This window comes from Streptomyces sp. SGAir0957 (genome assembly GCF_043523415.1).
In genome coordinates this window covers 1,714,891-1,736,411 of sequence record NZ_CP027293.1, presented here as the reverse complement: position 1 = coordinate 1,736,411, position 21,521 = coordinate 1,714,891, and the positions used below count along the sequence as shown (strand labels likewise).

Here is a 21,521-nt window from a genome sequence, read left to right as displayed (position 1 = left end):
GGAACGCGAGGTTCCAGGCATTAGGTGAGGCTAACCTAACATCAGATAATGTTCACGCGGCAACTACTGTGGCGGGCATCCCGCGGCCGACGCCGCAGGCCCGCACGAACTACCTGGAGTTGGCTTGCTGCACACCACGGACACCGGCTACGTGGAACTGGACTCCGCGGACCGGCTGCGCGAGATCCTCGGCGAGCCGCACCCCATCGTCATCGACAAGGTCCACCCCCGCCTCGCCGAGATGGACCGCGACATCATCGCCCGCTCCCCGTTCTGCCTGCTCTCCACGGCGGACGCCCGCGGCAACTGCGACGTGTCGCCGCGCGGGGACGGCCCCGGCTTCGTCCACATCGTTGACGACACCACGCTCGCCCTCCCCGACCGGCCGGGGAACCGGCGCGGCGACAGCTTCCACAACATCCTGGAGAACCCGCACGCGGGCCTGCTGTTCCTGATACCCGGCGCCACCGAGGTCCTGCGCGTCAACGGGCGGGCCCGCATCCTCACCGACGCGCCCTTCTTCGACGCCATGGCGGTCAAGGGACAGCGCCCCACCCTCGCGCTGCTCCTCGACATCGACGACATCTACCTGCACTGCCCGCAGTCTTTGCGCCGCGCGGGCCTGTGGAAGCCGCAGACGTGGGAGAAGCCCTGAACTCTCGGGGCGGCCCCGTTGACTCCCTGGGTGGCCCGTTGGCACCTAGGGTGGCCCGGTGACTCCTAGGGCGGCCCGGTGACTCATAGGGTGGCCCGATGCGGATGATCACGGGGGTGCCCGACGACCGGCCGGCGGACGAGGCGGCGGCGCGCGCGGTCCAGGACGCGCTGCGCGACCGCGTCGTCCTGGACGAGCCGGGGCCGCAACCGGGGACGGGCACCGTCACGGGGATCGACGTCGCCTACGACGACGCACGGGACGTCGTGGCCGCGGCCGCCGTCGTCCTGGACGCCGCCACGCTCGACGTGGTCGAGGAGGCCACCTCCGTCGGGCGCGTCGCCTTCCCCTACGTGCCGGGCCTGTTGGCGTTCCGCGAGATACCGGCCGTCCTCGGCGCCCTGGAGGCGCTGCGCACCGACCCCGGCCTCGTCGTCTGCGACGGCTACGGGCTCGCCCACCCGCGCCGCTTCGGCCTCGCGAGCCACCTGGGCGTCGTCACCGGGCTTCCCACGATCGGCGTCGCGAAGAACCCGTTCGCCTTCACGCACGCGGAGTTGGGCCCCGCACGGGGGAGCGCCGCCGCACTGCTCGACGGGGACGAGGAGGTCGGCCGGGCCCTGCGCACCCGCGACGGGGTGAAACCGGTGTACGTCTCCGTCGGCCACCGCGTCTCCCTGGCGAACGCCTGCGCGCACACGCTCGCCCTCACCCCCGCCCGCCGCCTCCCCGAGACGACCCGCAAGGCCGACCGGCTCTGCCGGGACGCGCTGCTCGGCCGCACGGGGGTGTGAGCGCGGTTCACCGCCGCGCGGCCACCCGGAACGTGAGCCCCGCCTTCTGGAGACGGTCGATCAGGGCGTCGCCCATCGCCACCGCCGTGGTCACCTGGCCCGCCGTCGCCGGGAGTTCGTCCTGGGCCAGTCACATCGCGGACTCCGCCAGCATCTTCGCCGTCTCCCCGTAGCCGGGGTCGCCGCCGGACACCTCCGTGTAGACCCGGCGCCCGCCGCCCTCGCCCACGAACCGCACCGAGAACCGGCTCTTGGCGCGGCGCGCCTCGTCAGGACCGTCGCCGGGGAGCAGGCGGCCGCCCAGCCAGCGCCGTACGGGTGCCACCTGGGCCGCGGCGAACAAGGCCCCGGTGACGGCGACACCGCCCACCGCGAACGGCAGCGTCCGGATCGCCGCGTAGTGCCGGTAGCGGAAGTCCGGGCCGTAGCGCTCCAGCGCCCGCGCGGAGCGCTGCACCACGCGCGGGTCGATCGTCGGCAGCGGCAGCGCCCAGGCCCCGACCTCCCTGGCGAACCGGGGCGCCCCCGTCGGCGCGTACGCGGTGCGCCCGACGAGCCGCGGCTCGTGGCGGCGCCGGTCCTGCTGCGCGGCGAGCATCTGCCGCGCGCGCCCGAACTGGTTCAGCGCGGTCGCGAACGTGCCGCCCGAGAGCGTGGCGTTCGTCCACACGAAACCGTCGACCCGCAGCGGCACGCCCTCCGGCAACTGCCGTACCGTGAAATACGCGCCCAGGTCGTGCGGGATGGAGTCGAAGCCGCAGGCGTGCACCAGGCGGGCGCCCGTCTCCCGCGCGCGTGCGTCGTGCCGCACGTACATGCTGTCCACGAACTCGGGCTCACCCGTGAGGTCCACGTAGTCGGTGCCCGCCTCGGCGCACGCCGCCACCAGCCCCTCCCCGTACTTCAGGTACGGGCCCACGGTCGTGGCGACCACGCGCGCGCGGGAGGCGAGTTCGCGCAGGGAGGCCGCGTCGGCCACGTCCGCGCGCTCCAGGGGGAGGACCGCGCAGGCGGGATCGATGCCGGTGAGCCGCTCGCGCAGCCGCTCCAGCCTGCCCAGGTCGCGGCCGGCGATCGCCCAGCGCAGCCCCTCCGGGGCATGGGCCGCGAGGTACTCGGCGGTCAGCACCCCCACGAAGCCGGTCGCGCCGAACAGGACCACGTCGTACGCCCTGTCCGTGCCCCTGTCCGCCCGGCGCCCGGACGTGCCGGCGCTGTCAGACCTGTTCATGACACCCCTTACCAAGCTCTCGCGTACGCCCGTGCTGCTGCCGGTGGTGGGGGCGAGGCTAGCGTGCGCGCCGCCCGGGCGCGGGGCCGGGCCCGGGTGCACCGCAAATTGACTGAGCGCTTGCTCGCTGGGGGGTTGTGCTGACCGGGGCGGCTTCATAGCATCACTGGTGTTACATCAGTTGTGTCACAGACTGGGAGCGTAGCCGGATGGCAGTGGCAGGCACGGAGACCGGCGGCGGCCCGCTCGCCGGGGTGCGCGTGGTCGAACTCGCCGGGATCGGCCCGGGACCGTTCGCCGCGATGCTCCTGGCCGACCTCGGCGCCGATGTCGTACGGGTGGACAGACCCGGCGGCGCGGGCCTCGCGATCGATCCCGCGTACGACGTCACCAACCGCAACAAGCGCTCGGTGATCGTCGACCTGAAGAGCGCGGACGGCGTCGAGACGGTGCTGCGCCTCGCCGAGCGCGCCGACATCCTCATCGAGGGCTACCGGCCCGGCGTCACCGAGCGCCTCGGCGTCGGCCCGGACGCCTGCCGGGCCCGCAACCCGAAGCTCGTCTACGGCCGGATGACCGGCTGGGGCCAGGACGGGCCGCTCGCCCAGCGCGCCGGGCACGACATCGGATACATCGCGGTGACCGGCGCCCTCGGCATGATCGGCAGACCCGACGAGCCGCCGACCGTCCCCGCCAACCTCGTCGGGGACTACGCGGGCGGCGCCCTCTACCTCGTCGTCGGCGTCCTCGCCGCCCTCCATCACGCCCGCGCGAGCGGCGCCGGACAGGTCGTGGACGCCGCGATCGTCGACGGCACCTCGCACCTCGCCGCGATGATCCACGGCATGCTCGCGGCGGGCGGCTGGCAGGACCGGCGCGGCGCCAACCTTCTCGACGGCGGCTGCCCCTTCTACGGCACCTACGAGACCGCCGACGGCCAGTACATGGCGGTCGGCGCCCTCGAACAGCGCTTCTACGACGAGTTCATGCGGCTCATGGGCCTCACCGAGGTCGCGCCCGCACGCGGCGACCTGGCCCGCTGGGACGAACTGCGCGCCGCCGTCGCCGCCCGCTTCAAGCAGCGCACGCGGGACGAATGGGCGGAGGTCTTCGCGTCCTCCGACGCCTGCGCGGCGCCCGTCCTGTCCCTGCGCGAAGCCCCGGACCACCCCCACCTCGCCGCCCGCGCGACCTTCGTCGACCACGACGGCATCACCCAGCCCGCGCCTGCGCCGCGCTTCTCGGCCACGCCGACCGCCGTCCGCACGGGCCCGGCCATGCCGGGTGGCCACACGGCGGAGGTGGCCCGCGACTGGGACGTACCGGACCTGATCCACACGCCTGGCACTTCTGGCACCTCTGGCACTTCTAGCACCTCTGGCACTTCTGGCACTTCTGGCACTTCTAGGAAAGGCAGTTGATCGCGAGCATGGAGCGACGCCTGTTCAGCGCCGAGCACGAGGCGTTCCGCGAGACCGTCCGCACCTTCCTCGCCAAGGAGGTGACCCCGCACTACGAGCAGTGGGAGAAGGACGGCATCGTCGCGCGCGAGGCATGGCTCGCCGCCGGCCGCCAGGGGCTGCTCGGCCTCGCCGTCCCCGAGGAGTACGGGGGCGGCGGCAACGCCGACTTCCGCTACAGCGCCGTCCTCGCCGAGGAGTTCACGCGCGCGGGCGCCGCCGGGCTCGCCGTCGGCCTGCACAACGACATCATCGGCCCGTACCTGACCTCCCTCGCCACCGACGAGCAGAAGCGGCGCTGGCTGCCCGGGTTCTGCGACGGCTCGACGATCACCGCCATCGCGATGACCGAGCCCGGCGCGGGCTCCGACCTCCAGGCCATCCGCACCACGGCCGAGGACAAGGGCGACCACTGGCTGCTCAACGGCTCGAAGACCTTCATCTCCAACGGCATCCTCGCCGACCTCGTCATCGTCGTCGCCAAGACCACGCAGGACGGCGGCGCGCACGGCCTGTCCCTGCTCGTCGTCGAACGCGGCATGGACGGCTTCACGCGCGGCCGCAACCTCGACAAGATCGGCCAGAAGGCGCAGGACACGGCGGAGCTGTTCTTCGACGACGTGCGGGTGCCGAAGGAGAATCTGCTCGGCGAGCTCAACGGCGCGTTCCTCCACCTCATGACCAACCTCGCCCAGGAGCGCATGGGCATCGCCGTCGCCGCCATCGCCGCCGCCGAGCACCTCCTGGAGATCACCACGACATACGTCAAGGAGCGCGAGGCCTTCGGACGCCCGCTCGCCAAGCTCCAGCACATCCGGTTCGAGATAGCCGAGATGGCCACCGAGTGCGCCGTCACCCGCACCTTCCTCGACCGCTGCATCGAGGACCACGCGGCCGGCACGCTCGACGCCGTGCACGCCTCCATGGCCAAGTGGTGGGCGACCGAACTCCAGAAGCGTGTCGCGGACCGCTGCCTCCAACTCCACGGCGGATACGGGTACATGACCGAGTACCGCGTCGCGAAGGCGTTCACCGACGGGCGCATCCAGACCATCTACGGCGGCACGACCGAGATCATGAAGGAGATCATCGGCCGCTCGCTGCTGTCCTGACCCCCTCGTTCCCTGTCGTCCCTTGTCGCTCCGAAAGGCACTTCCGTGACCACTGACGCGTACGTCTACGACGCGATCCGCACCCCGCGCGGGCGGGGCAAGGCCACCGGCTCCCTGCACGGCACCAAGCCGATCGACCTCGTCGTCGGGCTCATCCACGAGATCCGGGCCCGCTTCCCCGGCCTCGACCCCGCCGCGATCGACGACATCGTGCTCGGCGTCGTCGGCCCCGTCGGCGACCAGGGCTCCGACATCGCCCGTATCGCCGCCATCGCGGCCGGGCTGCCCGACACGGTCGCCGGGGTCCAGGAGAACCGCTTCTGCGCGTCGGGCCTCGAAGCCGTCAACCTGGCCGCGATGAAGGTCCGCTCCGGCTGGGAGGACCTCGTCCTCGCCGGTGGCGTCGAGTCGATGTCACGCGTCCCGATGGCCTCCGACGGCGGCGCCTGGTTCGCCGACCCGATGACCAACTACGAGACCGGGTTCGTGCCGCAGGGCATCGGCGCCGACCTCATCGCCACCGTCGAGGGGTTCTCGCGGCGCGACGTGGACGAGTACGCGGCGCTCTCCCAGGAGCGGGCCGCCGCCGCGATCAAGGACGGGCGCTTCGACCGGTCGGTGGTCCCGGTCAAGGACCGCAGCGGCCTGACCGTCCTCGACCGCGACGAGTTCCCGCGGCCGGGGACGACGGCCGACTCGCTCGCCAAGCTCAAGCCGTCCTTCAAGGACATCGGCGACCTCGGCGGGTTCGACGCGGTCGCCCTCCAGAAGTACCACTGGGTAGAGAAGATCGACCACGTCCACCACGCGGGCAACTCCTCCGGCATCGTCGACGGTGCGTCGCTCGTCGCCATCGGCTCCCGCGAGATCGGGGAACGGTACGGCCTGACGCCGCGCGCCCGCGTCGTCTCCGTCGCCGTCTCCGGCTCCGAGCCCACCATCATGCTCACCGGGCCCGCGCCCGCGACCCGCAAGGCGCTCGCCAAGGCGGGGCTGACCATCGACGACATCGACCTCGTCGAGATCAACGAGGCCTTCGCGGCGGTCGTGCTCCGCTTCGTACGGGACATGGGGCTGTCGCTCGACAAGGTCAACGTGAACGGCGGGGCGATCGCGCTCGGGCATCCGCTGGGGGCGACCGGGGCGATGATCCTGGGCTCGCTGGTCGATGAGCTGGAGCGGCGGGATCTCCGATACGGGCTGGCGACGTTGTGCGTCGGGGGTGGGATGGGGATCGCCACGATTGTGGAGCGGGTGTAGCGGGGTCCTTGCCGGGGTGGGGCGGAGTGGCTCGGCACGGCTGAGCGTGCGCCGGTCCCGTGGTCCTGTGACCGCACCGCCGTCGTGTTCCCGCGGTCCTGTCGCCGCACCGCCGTCGAGGTCCAGCGGTCTTTTCGCCGCACCGCCGTCGTGGCTGAGCGCGCAGTTCCCCGCGCCCCCGAGATGCGCACTCCGTGCGCCATCTCAGGGGCCGCGCCCTGATGGAGCTGCGGCGGAGCCGCAAGCTTCAGGGGCGCGGGGAACTGCGCGACCAGCCACGACGCGACCGCACCCGGCGACGAGACACCACCACCCACCCCGGACTCCGCCCCCCGGGCCCACCAACCGCCCGCCCGCCACACACATACGCCCCCCATGGGAGACCCAGTCATGACCCAGAGCACGACCATCCACTGGCAGCAGGACGACACCGGCATCGTCACCCTCGTCCTCGACGACCCGAACCAGTCCGCGAACACCATGAACCAGGCGTTCAAGGACTCCATCGCCGCCATCGCGGACCGCGCGGAGGCCGAGCGGGACTCGATCCGCGGCATCATCTACACCTCCGCCAAGAAGACGTTCTTCGCGGGCGGCGACCTGAAGGACATGATGAAGGCGGGGCCGCAGGACGCGCAGGCCGTCTTCGAGACCGGGCTCGGCATCAAGAACTCGCTGCGCCGCATCGAGACCCTCGGCAAGCCGGTCGTCGCGGCGATCAACGGCGCGGCCCTGGGCGGCGGCTACGAGATCGCCCTGGCCAGCCACCACCGGGTGGCCCTGGACGCGCCGGGCTCCAAGATCGGCCTCCCCGAGGTCACCCTGGGCCTGCTCCCGGCCGGCGGCGGCGTCACCCGTACCGTCCGCCTCATGGGCATCGCCGACGCCCTCCTGAAGGTGCTCCTCCAGGGCACCCAGTACACCCCGCGGCGCGCCCTGGAGAACGGCCTGGTCCACGAGGTCGCCGCGACCCCCGAGGAGATGATCGAGAAGGCCCGCGCCTTCATCGACGCGCACCCCGAGTCGCAGCAGCCCTGGGACAAGCCGGGTTACCGCATCCCGGGCGGCACCCCGGCCAACCCCAAGTTCGCGGCGAACCTCCCCGCGTTCCCGGCCAACCTCAAGAAGCAGCTGAACGGCGCCCCGTACCCGGCCCCGCGCAACATCCTGGCGGCGGCCGTCGAGGGCTCCCAGGTCGACTTCGAGACGGCCCTGACCATCGAGGCCCGCTACTTCACCGAGCTGGTCACGGGCCAGACCGCGAAGAACATGATCCAGGCGTTCTTCTTCGACCTCCAGGCCGTCAACAGCGGAGCCAACCGCCCGAAGGGCATCGAGCACCGCAAGGTGCGCAAGGTCGCCGTGCTCGGCGCCGGGATGATGGGCGCGGGCATCGCCTACTCGTGCGCCCGCGCGGGCATCGACGTCGTCCTCAAGGACGTCTCCGACGAGGCGGCGGCCAAGGGCAAGAGCTACTCCGAGAAGCTGTGCGAGAAGGCGGTGAAGCGCGGCCGTACCACCCAGGAGAAGGCGAACGCCCTGCTCGCCCGCATCACCCCGACCGCCGACCCGCGGGCGCTCGCCGGCTGCGACGCGGTCATCGAGGCCGTCTTCGAGGACCCGTCGCTCAAGCACAAGGTGTTCCAGGAGATCCAGCACGTCGTCGACGGCGACGCCCTGCTCTGCTCCAACACCTCGACCCTGCCGATCAGCCTCCTCGCCGAGGGCGTCGAGCGCCGCTCGCACTTCATCGGTCTGCACTTCTTCTCGCCGGTCGACAAGATGCCGCTCGTCGAGATCATCAAGGGCGAGCAGACCGGGGACGAGGCGCTTGCCCGCGCGTTCGACCTCGTACGGCAGATCAACAAGACGCCGATCGTCGTCAACGACTCGCGCGGCTTCTTCACGTCGCGGGTCATCGGCCACTTCATCAACGAGGGCGTCGCCATGGTCGGCGAGGGCATCGAGCCCGCCTCCGTCGAGCAGGCCGCCGGGCAGGCCGGCTACCCGGCCAAGGTGCTGTCCCTGATGGACGAGCTGACGCTGACCCTGCCGCGCAAGATCCGCAACGAGACCAAGGCCGCGATCGTCGAGGCGGGCGGCGAGTGGGCCGCGCACCCCGCCGAGGGCGTCATCGACCGCATGGTCGACGAGTTCGGCCGCCCCGGACGCAGCGGCGGCGCGGGCTTCTACGAGTACGGCGAGGACGGCAAGCGCGCCGGGCTCTGGCCGGGCCTGCGCGAGCACTTCACGAAGCCGGGCGCGGAGATCCCGTTCGAGGACATGCGGGAGCGCATGCTCTTCTCGGAGGCGCTCGACACCGTGCGCCTCCTGGAGGAGGGCGTCCTGACCTCGGTCGCCGACGCCAACATCGGCTCCATCTTCGGCATCGGCTTCCCCGGCTGGACCGGCGGCGTCCTGCAGTACATCAACGGCTACGAGGGCGGCCTCACCGGATTCGTCGCCCGCGCGCGCGAGCTGGCCGAGCGCTACGGCGACCGGTTCCTGCCGCCCGCGCTGCTCGTGGAGAAGGCGGAGCGCGGGGAGACCTTCAAGGACTGACCCGCTTCATGCGGGAGGCGTTCAGCTCGGGGGGCGTTCAGCTCAGGAGGCGTTCAGCCCTCGGCGCGGAACGCCTCCCGCAGCTCCTCCTTCAGCGACCGCTGGAACGCCGTCACCAGGGCCTGCACCACCATCGGCTGCATATGAGCCGACAGGGACTTCATCGCCGCCAGGTGCTCCGGGTCCGACTCCTGCTCCCGGTAGGGGCCCCACACCTCGTCCCGGAACAGCCGCGACAGCTCGTGCGCCGCCTGCCGGGTGTGCTCCAGGAGGACGGTGCGCGCGGCGAGGATCGTCTCGTGCGCGATCGGTACGCCGAGCAGCTGCACGCCGAGGCGGAGGAGGCCCAGGTCCACGCGGTAGACGTCGGCGTCCTCCTCGTACGTGATGACACCCATGGCGGAGAGCCGGTCGAGGTCGGTCCCGGACAGGGCGCGGCCCGCCCGGCGCTCCAGTTCGGCGAGGTCCATGTCCTCCGCCGTGTCCGGCGCCCAGCTCGCCACCACCGCGCGGTGGATGGCCAGGTCGTGGGCGCTCAGGTCGGGCGGCAGCTGCTCCAGGTAGCGCTCGATCGCGGCGAGCGTCATGCCCTGGTGCTGCAACTCCTCGATCAGCGCGAGCCGCGACAGATGGTCCTGCCCGTAGTGCCCGACCCGGCGCGCGCCGATCACCGGCGGCGGCAGCAGTCCGCGCGTGCTGTAGAAGCGGATCGTGCGGACGGTGACGCCCGCGCGCGCGGCCAGTTCGTCGACGGTCAGCGTGGGGGAGGAGGCCGCCTCGGCGTCCTCGATGTCCTCGGTGTCCGTCGTGATGTCGGTGGTCATGTCCGCCTCGGGTCGATCGGGTTCAACAGTATTGCTGACACACCACTGTTGTGAAAGTGCTCCGCGCGATCCCTTACCTGGTTGTGAGAAGAACCGCTATGTGATCTGTACCACCGCATCCATAGTGATCTCTGGGGGAAGGTGCACCGTCGGTCCGTGCACTGTCAGGGGTGCGACGGGCCGCTCTCAGTACATCCGGACCCCGGCCGGCTTCCTGTCGCCGGGCACCACAGAGTGGACACCCCCACGTGAGCAAGGACGCCGTGAACACGGCCGTGGACGCATCCCCCACGGATGCGTCCCGGACGCCCGCCGACGCGGGCGACGCCGGTTACAGCAAGGACCTCAAGGCCCGCCACGTCAACATGATCGCGATCGGTGGCGCGATCGGCACCGGACTCTTCCTGGGCGCGGGCGGCCGCCTCCACTCGGCGGGCCCCGCCCTCGTCTTCGCGTACCTGGTCTGCGGAGTCTTCGCGTACCTGGTGGTGCGCGCCCTCGGCGAGATGGTCGTGTACCGGCCCTCGTCCGGTTCGTTCGTGTCGTACGCGCGCGAGTTCCTCGGCGAGAAGGGCGCCTACGTCGCCGGCTGGATGTACTTCCTGAACTGGTCGATGACCGGCATCGCGGACATCACCGCGATCGCGCTCTACACCCAGTACTGGTCCGCCTTCACCTCGATCCCGCAGTGGGTGCTCGCCCTGATCGCCCTCGCGGTCGTGCTCTCCGTGAACCTCGTCTCGGTGAAGTACTTCGGCGAGATGGAGTTCTGGTTCGCGATCATCAAGGTGGCCACGCTGGTGGTGTTCCTGCTCGTGGGCGTCTTCCTGCTCGCCACGCAGCACCCGGTCGACGGCCGGACACCGGGCATCAGCATGATCACGGATCATGGCGGTCTGATGCCGAGCGGCTTCATGTCGGTGGTCCTCGTCATGCAGGGCGTCGTCTTCGCGTACGCCGCCCTCGAACTGGTCGGCGTCGCCGCCGGTGAGACCGCCGAGCCGCAGAAGGTCGTCCCGCGCGCGGTGAACTCGATCATGTGGCGCGTCGCCCTGTTCTACTGCGGCTCGATCCTCGTGCTCGCGCTGCTGCTCCCGGCGACGTCGTACACCTCGAACGAGAGCCCCTTCGTCACCCTCTTCAGCAAGCTGGGCATCGGCGGCATCGGCGACATCATGAACCTGGTCGTGCTGACCGCCGCCATGTCCTCGCTCAACTCCGGCCTCTACTCCACGGGCCGCATCCTGCGCTCCATGGCGATGTCGGGCTCCGCGCCCAAGTTCACCGCCCGCATGAACCGCAGCCAGGTCCCCTACGGCGGCATCCTGCTCACCGCGGGCGTCGGCGTCCTGGGCGTCGGCCTGAACTACCTGCTCCCGCACGACGCCTTCGAGATCGTCATCGAGATCTCCTCGATCGGCATCATCGGCACCTGGGTCATGATCATGGTCGCGCACCTGGCGTTCGTCCGCCGGGCCAAGGCGGGTCTCGTGGAGCGCCCGAAGTTCCGGCTGCCCTGGTCCCCGGTCACCGAGATCGTCACCATCGCCTTCCTGCTCCTCGTCCTCGGCCTCATGTGGAACGACGCCGAGACCGGCCGCAAGACGCTCTCCCTCGTCCCGATCGTCGCGCTCCTGCTGGTCGTCGGCTGGTTCGCCGCCCGCCGCCGCATCGCCCGCGAGGCGGCCCCCGAGGCGACGCGCAAGACGCCCGGGGGCGCGTGACGGCGCCTGGCGTCGCCGGTGTGCCCATCGGGTAGGACACAGGCATGGCGCTGGTTCCGTGGGACGTTCATCTCAGGTCGGGGCAACTGGCGGTCTTCGCGGCCACCTTGGCGACGGCGCTTCTCACCTCGGTCCGCCGCCGCCCCCGGCCCCCGGCACCCGAACCGGCCGCTCCACCGCCGCCCCCGCCCCACCTGCGGGCCCAGGTCGTCCCCCCGCACCACACGCCGCCCGGCACCGCCCACACGGCGGCGGTGACGGACCTGTGCACGTGCGTGGCCGAACTCGCGTCGGACCTGGCGAAGCGGTACGGCGGGGAAATCTGACGCGTACGGGGGCCGCTCCCGCGTGCGGCGTGCGGGGGCCGCTCCCGGGGGCGGCGTGCCGGCCCGTCCGGCGGGGGCGCACACTGGGACGTACACGCACCACCGGCCCCGTACGCCCCGCAGGACACCCCATGAAGCTGCACGACCCGGATCCGCCGCCGCCCCCCGTGGGCGGCATCCTCTGGGAGACCGCCGGTGAGATCCGCGCGCTGCTGGCGCTGCCCGCCGCGTTCGTGCTCCAGGTCGCGCACCCCGCCGTCGGCGCCGGAGTCGACGACCACTCCGTGTTCCGCACCGACCCCTGGGGCCGCGGACAGCGCTCGCTCACCTCGGTGCTGCTGTGGATCTACGGGGGCGAGGAGGCCGCCGCCGAGGGCCGCAGACTGCGCCGCCTCCACCGCGCCGTCCAGGGCACGGACCCGCACGGACGCCGCTACCACGCGCTGACCCCGGCCTACTACGCCTGGGTCCACGCCACCGGCTACCCCGTCGCCCGCTACGCCCGGCGCTACTTCGCCCGGCCCTTCACGCCCGGCGAGGACGAACGGTTCTACGCGGAGTGGCTCATGGTCGGCCGCGTCCTCGGCATCCACGACCGGGACATGCCGCAGAGCGTCGCGGAGTTCTGGCCGTACTACCGCAAGGTGCTCGATCAAGAGGTCGGGCGGAACGCGGTGGTCGACGAGCTGACCGCCCGGGACCGCGCGGTTCCGCCGCCGCCGGGCCGTCCCGTCCTGCGTCTGCTGTGGCCCGTCCTGCGGCCTGTGCTCACGCGGGCCATGGCGTTCCTCGCGACGGGGCTGCTGCCGCCTGAGGCCCGGGAGGCGGTGGGCCTCCCGTGGACCCCGCGTCAGGAACGCCGCCTGCGCCGGTTCGCGGTGCTGGTCCGATGGGTCGCCCCGCGCCTCCCGGAACGCCTCCGCTACCTCCCACTCGCCCGCCGGGCGAGGACGGCGACCCGTCTGCCATGACCGGTCCGTGCGCCATCTCAGGGGCCCTGGGGCTGCGGCGAAGCCGCATGCTTCAGGGGCGCGGGGAACTGCGCGACCAGCCCCCACGCACCTGCAGGTCGCTCAGTGCTCCGCATGCACCCCGTTCGTGGCGGCGATCTTCTTCCAGGACTTGGGCCGCTCCGGCGCCGACACCGCACCCACCGCGGCAGCGGACGGCTTCACCGGCTGGTACAGCCACGTGTCGAACAACCCCGCCAGCGGCTTACCGGAGACCTTCTCCGCGTACTGCACGAAGTCGGAGACACTCGCGTTGCCGTACGCGTGCACCGTCGGCCACCCCTTCAAGATCTTGAAGAACTTCTTCTCCCCGACGGCATTGCGCAGCGCCTGTATCGCCACGGCCCCCCGGTCGTACACGGCGCTCGCGAACTGGTTCTCCGCCCCCGGATCACCCGGCTTGACCTGCCAGAACGGGTCGTCCGCAGGGTGCTGCGCGTACACGTAGTCGGCCAGTTCCCGGGCCGTGCCCTCGCCCTCCTTCTCGGACCAGAGCCACTGGCTGTAGCGGGCGAAGCCCTCGTTGATCCAGATGTCCTTCCAGTTGTCGACGGAGACGCTGTCGCCGTACCACTGGTGGGCCAGCTCGTGGACGACGACGGAGACGTTCGACCCGTTGGCGAACTGCTTCGGTGAGTAGAAGGGCCGCGTCTGCGTCTCCAGGGCGAAGGACGAGGGGACGTTCGGGACGTACCCGCCGAGCGCCTCGAAGGGGTACTTCCCGAAGACCGTCTCCAGCCATTCGGCGACCTCGGTGGTCCGCTCGACGCTGGCCTTCGCGGCGCCCTCGTTCGCGCCGAGGTCCTTGCTGTACGCGTTGACGACCGGCAGACCGTCCGCCGTCGTGTCCGTCGTGATGTCGAACTTGCCGACCGCGAGCGTCGCGAGATACGTGGCCTGCGGCTTGCTGGAGCGCCAGTTGAACCGGGTCCAGCCGAGCTTGGAGCTCTGCGACTGGAGGGTGCCGTTGGAGATCGCCTGGGTGCCGTCGGGGACGGCGACCGACACGTCGTACGTGGCCTTGTCGCGCGGGTGGTCGTTGGACGGGAACCACCAGGCGGCCGCCTCCGGCTCGTTGGCGGCGACGCCGCCGTCCGGGGTCCGCTGCCAGGACGTGAAGCCCCACAGTTGCACCTCGGACGGTGTGCCCGCGTACTTCACGACGACCGTGAACGGCGTGCCCTTGGGCAGCCCGGCGGCGGGCGTCACCTCCAGCTCCTGCACGCCCGACTTCGTGAACGTCGCCTTCTTGCCGTTGACCCGGACCTCGCTCGCGGTCAGCCCGAAGTCGAGGTCGAACCGGGAGAGGTCCTGCGTGGAGGAGGCGAGGATGGTCGCCGTGCCCTCCAGGAGGTCCGTCCCCGGCTGGTACTTCAGGCGCAGGTCGTAGTGGGAGACGTCGTAGCCGCCGTTGCCGTACGTCGGGTAGTAGGGGTCGCCGATGCCCGCGGCGCCCGGCCGGAAGTCCGCCGCCGATGCCGGGATCGCCAGCACGAGGGAGGCCGCGAGCGCGCCGGGGGCGATGAGTCTGCGGTACACGAAAGCTCCAAGTCGTCGGGTCGGGCCAAGACTTGATCTCGTCGGGCAGGCCGAGTTCGATCTCGTCCGCGAGCCTATTCAGCACCTTCCGCCCCGGTCATGTCCATGGCCCCCGCTGTCACACGATCGCCATTCGGCCGACATGCGCCTCTCTGTCCCACGCGCCTGTCATCCATGCGTACGGCCCCCTGTCGCGCGGGAGTTGACCCGTGTACCTTCCGCGCCATGCCGATACCTGCCAGACGCACCCCTCAGCTCTGGAGAACGTACGCAGCCGCGGCGGTCGCCGCACTGCTCGCCGTTCTCGTCGTCCCCGGCGCCGCCCGTGCGGCCGCGCCCGCTCCCCGTGAGTCGCAGCCGGTCTACTCGTACGAGAACGCGATCCGCGAGTCCGTCTGGGTCGACACCCGCGTCGACGGGGACGGCGACGGCAGGACGGACCGGGTCGCCGTCGACATCGTCCGCCCGCGCGAGGCCGCAGCGCAGGGCCGCAAGGTCCCCGTGATCATGGACGCCAGCCCGTACTACTCCTGCTGCGGGCGCGGCAACGAGTCGCAGCTGAAGACGTACGACGCGAACGGCAATGTCGTTCAGATGCCGCTCTACTACGACAACTACTTCGTGCCCCGCGGCTACGCCTTCGTCGCCGTCGACCTCGCCGGTACCAACCGCTCCGACGGCTGCGTCGACGTGGGCGGACGCTCCGACGTGCAGTCCGCCAAGGCCGTCGTCGACTGGCTGAACGGCCGCGCCGAGGGCTACGCGAGCCGTACCGGCGGCGAACGCGCCGAGGCGTCCTGGACCAACGGCCGCACCGGCATGATCGGCAAGAGCTACGACGGCACCATCGCCAACGGCGTCGCCGCGACCGGCGTGAAGGGCCTGGAGACGATCGTCCCGATCAGCGCGATCTCGTCCTGGTACGACTACTACTTCCAGCAGGGCGCCCCGCTCTACGACTCGGGCCCCGAGTGGCTGTCCGACTACGTGGAGAGCCCCGAGGCGCGCGCCCGCTGCGCCGCCGTGCAGCAGCGACTTGTCGACGAAGCGCCCCGCAGCGGCGACTGGACCCGGCTGTGGGAGGAGCGCGACTACGTCAAGGACGCGCACAAGGTGAAGGCCAGCGTCTTCGTCGTCCACGGTATGCAGGACCTCAACGTCCGCGCCAAGCACTTCGGCCAGTGGTGGGACGCCCTCGCCAAGAACGGCGTCGACCGCAAGATCTGGCTGTCGCAGACCGGCCACGTCGACCCGTTCGACTTCCGCCGCGACGTCTGGGTCGACACCCTGCACCGCTGGTTCGACCACGAACTCCTCGGCTACGACAACGGCGTCGACCGCGAGCCCATGGCCGACATCGAGCGCGCCCCCGACCGCTGGAGCACCGACCAGGTGTGGCCCGCGCGCGGGGCCGCCACGACCGCCCTGCGTCCGGCGAAGGGCGGTGCGCCCGGCGTCGGCACCCTCGGCCTCGCGGCGGGCCGCGGCACCGAGACGTTCACCGACGACCCGGCGCTGAGCGAGACCGACTGGGCCGCGCGGATCGACACCTCCACGCCGGAGAAGGCCGGGTTCGTCAGCCGCCCGCTCGGCAAGGACCTGCGCCTGTCCGGCTCCTCCAAGGTGACGGTCACCGCGACCCCGACCACCACCAGCGCGCACCTGAGCGCCGTCCTCGTCGACCTCGGCCCGGCCACGATCCGCGACTACGCGGGCGCGGGTGAGGGCATCACGACGCTCACCGACCGCAGCTGCTGGGGCGCGAGCACGACCGGCGACAGCTCCTGCTTCAAGAACACCCAGGCGAAGACAGCCGACGTCGACGCGACGGTCTTCAGCCGCGGCTGGGCCGACCTCGGCACCTACGCGAACCCGGACAAGGGCCGCCCGCTGACCCCCGGCAAGAAGTACACGCTCACGATCCAGCTCGCCGCGAGCGACCACATCGTGCCCAAGGGCCACCGGCTCGCACTGATCGTCGCCGGGACCGACAAGGACCTCATCGACCCTCCGTCGACCAAGCCGACGCTCACCGTCGACCTGGCGCGGACCGCGGCCAGTGTCCCCGTCGTCGGCGGCGCCAAGGCGTTCGCGGCGGCCACCGCGGGGACGCACCACGCCGCTGCGCACGCGACCGGCGCCGAGGGCCTCAGCCCGTTCCGGCAGGACCGTCCGGTCCCGGGAGGCAGCGAGCGATGACGTCCCGCAAGCGCACCCTGGCCCTGGCCACCGCCCTGGCGGCGCTCTCCGCGCCGCTCGTGGCGTCGACCCCCGCGCTGGCCACCGGCACGCTGCCACGCACCGGCTTCGAGCGGACGCACGGCGCCCGCTGGACGAGCCAGGACGAGGAACAGCGGCTCCTCGCCACCGTCGACAAGGCGTCCGCGCAGGTCTCCGTGGACCGGATCGGCACGACGAAGCAGGGCCGCCCGCTGCAGCTCGTCCGGGTCGGCGCCCGGCACGCCCCCACCACCGTGCTGCTGATCTGCAGCCAGCACGGCGACGAACCGTCCGGGCGCGAGGCGTGCCTCACCCAGATCCGCGACCTGGCGTACGCGAAGGACAAGGCGACCCAGCGCTTCCTCGCCCGCACGACGCTCCTCGTCGTGCCCACCGCCAACCCCGACGGGCGCGCCGCCGACACCCGGGGCAACTCCGACGGCGTCGACATCAACCGCGACCACATCGCCCTGCGGACCGCCGAGGCGCGCGCGATGGCGGCCGTCCTGCGCGACCACAGGCCGAACGTCGTCTACGACCTGCACGAGTACGGGGCCACCCCCGAGTACTACGACAAGGACCTCTTCGACCTCTGGCCGCGCAACCTGAACACGAACGCCCGGGTCCACGACGAGGCCGAGACGCTCTCCCTGGACTACGTCCGGCCCGCCGCCAACGCCGCCGGGCACTCCACGGGCACGTACGGCATCTGGACCGACCCGGTCACCGGGGAGCCGGTCAAGCAGACCGCCGGTGACGGACAGGAGCGCATCCTGCGCAACATGTCCGGCATCAAGCACGCGCTCGGCCTGCTCATCGAGAGCCGCGTCGACCCGGGCACCCCCGCCGAGGAGGCCGACGATTCGCTCAACAACCGGCGCCGCCGCGACTCGCAACTGCACGCCTTGAGGGGCTTGTTCCGCTTCACGGGTGAGCGGGCCGTGCGGATCGCGGCGGCGACGGACGCCGCCCGCCTCGCCGGGTTCCGCGACACCGGCCCCGTCTACGTGGGCGGCGCCGACAACGACCCGGCCGAACCCGCCGAGATCATCCAGGACCCGCCCTGCGGCTACCGGCTCAGCCAGGGCCAGTACGCCGAGTACAAGGACGAGTTGGCCCTGCACGGCATCACCGTACGGCGCACGGGCGACGGGGCGTATGTGCCGCTGCGCCAGTCCCAGCGGGCCCTCGCGGCGCTGTTCCTCGACGCACGGGCGCCGTACCACGTGACGGAGGGGGCGCCCGACACCAAGTGTTGAACACCTGATGATCGGGTGTGGGACGCGTCGGATGTGGTAGGTCCTGAAGGGTGTCAACTCCGCAGAAACCCCCCACCGATGCGTCCGCTCCCGATGCGTCCGCTTCCGACGCGTCCGCCCCCGGCGAGGACGCGACAGGCGGCCGGAGCCCCGCCACCGACCGGATCGTGTTCGGCGTCACCGCCGTGCTCACCCTGGCCTTCGTGGTCTGGGGCTCCGTCGCGACCGACAACCTGGAGTCCGTCTCCACCAGCGCCCTCAACGGCCTGATCCACAACGGCGGCTGGGCGTTCATGCTCGCCGCCACCGGCTTCGTCGTCTTCGCGCTGTGGCTGGCGATCAGCCGCTACGGGAAGATCACGCTGGGCAAGGAGGGCGAGGAGCCGGAGTTCCGCACCGTCTCCTGGGTCGCCATGATGTTCAGCGCCGGCATGGGCATCGGTCTCATGTTCTACGGTGTGAGCGAGCCGCTGGCGCACTTCACGACACCGCCGCCCGGCACCGACCCGGCCGACGCCGCGAACGCCATGGAGACCGCCATGGCGACGACCCTGTTCCACTGGACGCTGCACCCGTGGGCGATCTACGCGGTCGTCGGGCTCGCCATCGCCTACAGCACGTTCCGGCGGCGCAGGCGGCAGACGATCTCCTCCGTCTTCGTGCCGCTCATCGGCGAGAAGCACGCGCACGGCGCGTGGGGCCGGGTCATCGACATCATCGCGATCTTCGCCACGCTCTTCGGCTCGGCGGCCTCGCTCGGGCTCGGCGCGCTGCAGATCGGCTCCGGCTTCGAGGAACTGGACTGGATGGACAAGGCGGGCACCGGGCTGCTCGTCTCCATCATCGCCGTGCTGACCGTGGCGTTCGTGGCGTCCGCCGTCTCCGGGGTGGAGAAGGGCATCCAGTGGCTGTCGAACACCAACATGGTGCTCGCGCTCATCCTGGCCGTGTTCGTCTTCATCGCGGGGCCGACCATCATCGTCCTCGACCTCCTCCCCACCTCCATCGGCGCCTACCTCGGCGACCTGCCCCAGCTCATCGGCCGCACCGAGGCCTCCAGCGGCAAGGGCGTCGCCGACTGGCTCGGCAGCTGGACGGTCTTCTACTGGGCCTGGTGGATCTCCTGGACGCCCTTCGTCGGCATGTTCATCGCGCGCATCAGCCGCGGCCGCACCATCCGCCAGTTCGTCGGCGGCGTCATCCTCGTCCCGTCCACCGTCAGCCTGCTCTGGTTCGCGATCTTCGGCGGTTCCGCGATGAAGATGAAGGAGCACGGCCAGCTCACCGGCGCCACCACCCAGGAGGCGCAACTCTTCGGCCTCCTGAACGAGTTCCCCATCGCCACGGCCACCAGCCTCCTGGTGATGATCCTCGTCGGCATCTTCTTCGTCTCCGGCGCCGACGCGGCCTCCATCGTCATGGGCACGCTCTCCCAGAAGGGCGCGCTCGAACCCGGCCGGTTCGTCGTCGTCTTCTGGGGTGTGGTGACCGGCGCGGTCGCCGCCGTCATGCTCCTCATCGGCGACGGCTCCGGCAACGCGCTGACCGGCCTGCAGAACCTCACCATCCTCGTCGCCGCGCCCTTCACCCTCGTGATGATCGGCATGTGCGTCGCCCTCATGCGCGACCTGCGCCGCGACCCGCTCATCGTCCGCGGCGACATGGGCCTGGAAGTGGTCGAGGCGGCCGTCGTCGCGGGCCACGAGAAGTACGGCGGCGACTTCGAGATCACGATCGGCCCGGGGGACGGCCCGGAGACGGAAGGGGACCCGATCGGCAAACACTGACCCCGGTGGGGCGGTGACCTTGGGCCCGGCGCCGGCGACGGAGGCGGGCGGTGACGGAGTGCCCCGCGACCCCCGCCCGGCGCCCTATTAGGATCACAGCCCTGATGACTGCCACCCTCGTAGCCAAGAACCTTGCCGCCGGACACGGGGACCGTGCCCTGTTCGCCGGGCTCGATCTCGTCGTCGCGCCCGGTGACGTGATCGGGCTCGTCGGTGCCAACGGCGCCGGCAAGTCCACGCTCCTGCGCCTCCTCGCCGGGCTCGCCGCCCCCGAGGAGGGCGAGCTGCGCCTGTCCCCGCCGACCGCGACCGTCGGCCACCTGCCGCAGGAGCCGGAGCGCAGGCCAGGCGAGACCGTCCGGCAGTTCCTCGCCCGGCGCACCGGCGTCGACGAGGCCCAGCGCACCATGGACGAGGCCACCCAGGCCCTCGTCGCCGAGGCCCCCGGCGCCGACGACGCGTACGCCACCAGCCTGGAGCGCTGGCTGAACCTCGGCGGCGCCGACCTCGACGAGCGCGCCGAGGAGGTCGCCGGGCAGCTCGGCCTGACCGTGGGCCTCGACCAGCCGATGACGTCGCTCTCCGGCGGCCAGGCGGCCCGCGCGGGCCTCGCCTCCCTCCTCCTCTCCCGCTACGACGTCTTCCTCCTGGACGAGCCGACCAACGACCTCGACCTCGCGGGCCTGGAGCGCCTGGAGACGTTCGTGCGCGGCCTGCGCGCGGGCACCGTCGTCGTCAGCCACGACCGCGAGTTCCTCACCCGTACCGTCACCAAGGTCCTGGAGCTCGACCTCGCCCAGCAGCAGATCAACCTCTACGGCGGCGGCTACGACGCCTACCTGGAGGAGCGCGACGTCGCCCGGCGCCACGCCCGCGAGGAGTTCGAGGAGTACGCCGACAAGCGCTCCGCGCTCGAAGGCCGCGCCCAGATGCAGCGCTCCTGGATGGACAAGGGCGTCAAGAACGCGCGGCGCAAGGCGACCGACAACGACAAGATCGGCCGCAAGTTCCGCAGCGAGGCGAGCGAGAAACAGGCCGCCAAGGCGCGGCAGACGCAGCGCATGATCGAGCGCCTCGACGTGGTCGACGAGCCCCGCAAGGAGTGGGAGCTGCGTATGGAGATCGCGGCGGCCCCGCGCTCCGGATCGGTCGTCGCCTCGCTCAGGGACGCCGAACTGCGGCGCGGCGACTTCCACTTCGGCCCGGTGACGCTCCAGGTCGACTGGGCCGACCGCATCGCGATCACCGGCGTCAACGGCTCGGGCAAGTCGACCCTGCTCGGCGCCCTCCTCGGCCGCATCCCGCTCGACTCGGGGCACGCGACGCTCGGCTCCGGCGTCGTGGTCGGCGAGGTCGACCAGGCCCGCGCCCTGTTCCACGGCCCGGAGTCGCTCCTGGACGCGTTCTGCGCGGCCGTCCCCGAGACGGAACCGGCCGAGGTCCGCACGCTGCTCGCCAAGTTCGGCCTGAAGGCGGACCACGTCCTGCGCCCGGCCGCGACCCTCTCACCCGGCGAACGCACCCGCGCGGCCCTCGCCCTCCTCCAGGGCAAGGGCGTCAACCTCCTGGTCCTGGACGAGCCGACCAACCACCTCGACCTGCCCGCCATCGAGCAGCTGGAGTCCGCCCTGGACTCGTACAAGGGCACGCTGCTCCTGGTGACGCACGACCGCAGAATGCTCAACGCGGTTCACACGACGAGGCGCATCGAGGTCGACGCAGGAAAAGTGACGACTCTCTAGTCGACGCGGGAAGGTT

The 21,521-nt window shown here is 71.5% G+C and carries 15 protein-coding genes and 1 pseudogene; 13 read left to right on the top strand and 3 right to left on the bottom strand.

Annotation, left to right across the window (positions count from 1 at the left end; genetic code table 11):
- Nucleotides 1-124 precede the first annotated feature (124 nt).
- Both C1N81_RS12945 and C1N81_RS12940 read left to right on the top strand, forming a co-directional pair.
- The gene (locus tag C1N81_RS12945) at nt 125-655 is read left to right on the top strand and encodes an MSMEG_1061 family FMN-dependent PPOX-type flavoprotein (RefSeq protein WP_394428944.1); all 531 of its coding nucleotides are present in this window, start codon (nt 125-127) and stop codon (nt 653-655) included.
- Nucleotides 656-753: 98 nt separating this feature from the next.
- Nucleotides 754-1,449: an endonuclease V gene (locus tag C1N81_RS12940; RefSeq protein ID WP_394428943.1), complete on the top strand. Its 696-nt coding sequence runs from the start codon at nt 754-756 to the stop codon at nt 1,447-1,449.
- 7 nt (nt 1,450-1,456) lie between these two features.
- On the opposite strand, the pseudogene C1N81_RS12935 reads toward C1N81_RS12940, so the two are convergent.
- A pseudogene (locus C1N81_RS12935) lies at nt 1,457-2,680 on the bottom strand (saccharopine dehydrogenase family protein).
- 209 nt (nt 2,681-2,889) lie between these two features.
- On the opposite strand from C1N81_RS12935, the gene C1N81_RS12930 reads away from it, so the two are divergent.
- From C1N81_RS12930 to C1N81_RS12915, 4 genes are all read left to right on the top strand, one after another.
- Nucleotides 2,890-4,101, top strand: coding sequence for a CaiB/BaiF CoA transferase family protein (locus C1N81_RS12930; protein WP_394428942.1), 1,212 nt, complete (start codon nt 2,890-2,892; stop codon nt 4,099-4,101).
- A gap of 8 nt (nt 4,102-4,109) precedes the next feature.
- Nucleotides 4,110-5,252, top strand: coding sequence for an acyl-CoA dehydrogenase family protein (locus C1N81_RS12925; RefSeq protein WP_394428941.1), 1,143 nt, complete (start codon nt 4,110-4,112; stop codon nt 5,250-5,252).
- 45 nt (nt 5,253-5,297) lie between these two features.
- Nucleotides 5,298-6,512, top strand: a complete 1,215-nt coding sequence (locus C1N81_RS12920; RefSeq protein WP_394428940.1) for an acetyl-CoA C-acetyltransferase — start codon at nt 5,298-5,300, stop codon at nt 6,510-6,512.
- 390 nt (nt 6,513-6,902) lie between these two features.
- Complete coding sequence (locus C1N81_RS12915; protein WP_394428939.1) at nt 6,903-9,074, top strand: 3-hydroxyacyl-CoA dehydrogenase NAD-binding domain-containing protein; 2,172 nt, start codon at nt 6,903-6,905, stop codon at nt 9,072-9,074.
- Between the two features lie 53 nt (nt 9,075-9,127).
- Here C1N81_RS12915 and C1N81_RS12910 read toward each other — a convergent pair whose 3' ends face one another.
- Nucleotides 9,128-9,898, bottom strand: a complete 771-nt coding sequence (locus tag C1N81_RS12910; protein WP_394428938.1) for a MerR family transcriptional regulator — start codon at nt 9,896-9,898, stop codon at nt 9,128-9,130.
- A 248-nt stretch (nt 9,899-10,146) separates the two neighbouring features.
- Between C1N81_RS12910 and C1N81_RS12905 the strand changes: the two genes are divergently transcribed.
- The 3 genes from C1N81_RS12905 (at nt 10,147) to C1N81_RS12895 (ending at nt 12,919) form a co-directional block, all read left to right on the top strand.
- Entirely contained in the window at nt 10,147-11,622 is a 1,476-nt protein-coding gene (locus C1N81_RS12905; RefSeq protein WP_394428937.1) for an amino acid permease, read from the top strand.
- A gap of 44 nt (nt 11,623-11,666) precedes the next feature.
- The gene (locus tag C1N81_RS12900) at nt 11,667-11,948 is read left to right on the top strand and encodes a hypothetical protein (protein ID WP_394428936.1); all 282 of its coding nucleotides are present in this window, start codon (nt 11,667-11,669) and stop codon (nt 11,946-11,948) included.
- Nucleotides 11,949-12,079: 131 nt separating this feature from the next.
- The gene (locus tag C1N81_RS12895) at nt 12,080-12,919 is read left to right on the top strand and encodes an oxygenase MpaB family protein (RefSeq protein ID WP_394428935.1); all 840 of its coding nucleotides are present in this window, start codon (nt 12,080-12,082) and stop codon (nt 12,917-12,919) included.
- Between the two features lie 102 nt (nt 12,920-13,021).
- Here the strand turns inward: C1N81_RS12895 and C1N81_RS12890 are convergent, their stop codons facing one another.
- Nucleotides 13,022-14,497 (bottom strand): M1 family metallopeptidase, encoded by a 1,476-nt coding sequence (locus C1N81_RS12890; protein ID WP_394428934.1) that lies wholly within the window; start codon nt 14,495-14,497, stop codon nt 13,022-13,024.
- A gap of 225 nt (nt 14,498-14,722) precedes the next feature.
- Here C1N81_RS12890 and C1N81_RS12885 point away from each other — a divergent pair, with 225 nt between their 5' ends.
- The 4 genes from C1N81_RS12885 (at nt 14,723) to C1N81_RS12870 (ending at nt 21,505) form a co-directional block, all read left to right on the top strand.
- The gene (locus C1N81_RS12885) at nt 14,723-16,696 is read left to right on the top strand and encodes a Xaa-Pro dipeptidyl-peptidase (RefSeq protein ID WP_394428933.1); all 1,974 of its coding nucleotides are present in this window, start codon (nt 14,723-14,725) and stop codon (nt 16,694-16,696) included.
- Entirely contained in the window at nt 16,693-17,976 is a 1,284-nt protein-coding gene (locus tag C1N81_RS12880; RefSeq protein WP_394428932.1) for a M14 family metallopeptidase, read from the top strand. Before C1N81_RS12885 ends, C1N81_RS12880 begins: the two co-directional genes overlap by 4 nt.
- A 167-nt stretch (nt 17,977-18,143) precedes the next feature.
- Complete coding sequence (locus C1N81_RS12875) at nt 18,144-19,763, top strand: BCCT family transporter (RefSeq protein ID WP_394437910.1); 1,620 nt, start codon at nt 18,144-18,146, stop codon at nt 19,761-19,763.
- A 104-nt stretch (nt 19,764-19,867) separates the two neighbouring features.
- Nucleotides 19,868-21,505: an ABC-F family ATP-binding cassette domain-containing protein gene (locus C1N81_RS12870; RefSeq protein WP_394428931.1), complete on the top strand. Its 1,638-nt coding sequence runs from the start codon at nt 19,868-19,870 to the stop codon at nt 21,503-21,505.
- Nucleotides 21,506-21,521: the final 16 nt, after the last annotated feature.

Coding starts and splice junctions, on each gene's coding strand:
- C1N81_RS12900 (WP_394428936.1), top strand. CDS start 11,667: ATGGCGCTGGTTCCGTGGGACGTTCATCTCAGGTCGGGGCAACTGGCG.
- C1N81_RS12870 (WP_394428931.1), top strand. CDS start 19,868: ATGACTGCCACCCTCGTAGCCAAGAACCTTGCCGCCGGACACGGGGAC.
- C1N81_RS12910 (WP_394428938.1), bottom strand. CDS start 9,898: ATGACCACCGACATCACGACGGACACCGAGGACATCGAGGACGCCGAG.
- C1N81_RS12930 (WP_394428942.1), top strand. CDS start 2,890: ATGGCAGTGGCAGGCACGGAGACCGGCGGCGGCCCGCTCGCCGGGGTG.
- C1N81_RS12925 (WP_394428941.1), top strand. CDS start 4,110: ATGGAGCGACGCCTGTTCAGCGCCGAGCACGAGGCGTTCCGCGAGACC.
- C1N81_RS12885 (WP_394428933.1), top strand. CDS start 14,723: ATGCCGATACCTGCCAGACGCACCCCTCAGCTCTGGAGAACGTACGCA.
- C1N81_RS12940 (WP_394428943.1), top strand. CDS start 754: ATGCGGATGATCACGGGGGTGCCCGACGACCGGCCGGCGGACGAGGCG.
- C1N81_RS12895 (WP_394428935.1), top strand. CDS start 12,080: ATGAAGCTGCACGACCCGGATCCGCCGCCGCCCCCCGTGGGCGGCATC.
- C1N81_RS12880 (WP_394428932.1), top strand. CDS start 16,693: ATGACGTCCCGCAAGCGCACCCTGGCCCTGGCCACCGCCCTGGCGGCG.
- C1N81_RS12915 (WP_394428939.1), top strand. CDS start 6,903: ATGACCCAGAGCACGACCATCCACTGGCAGCAGGACGACACCGGCATC.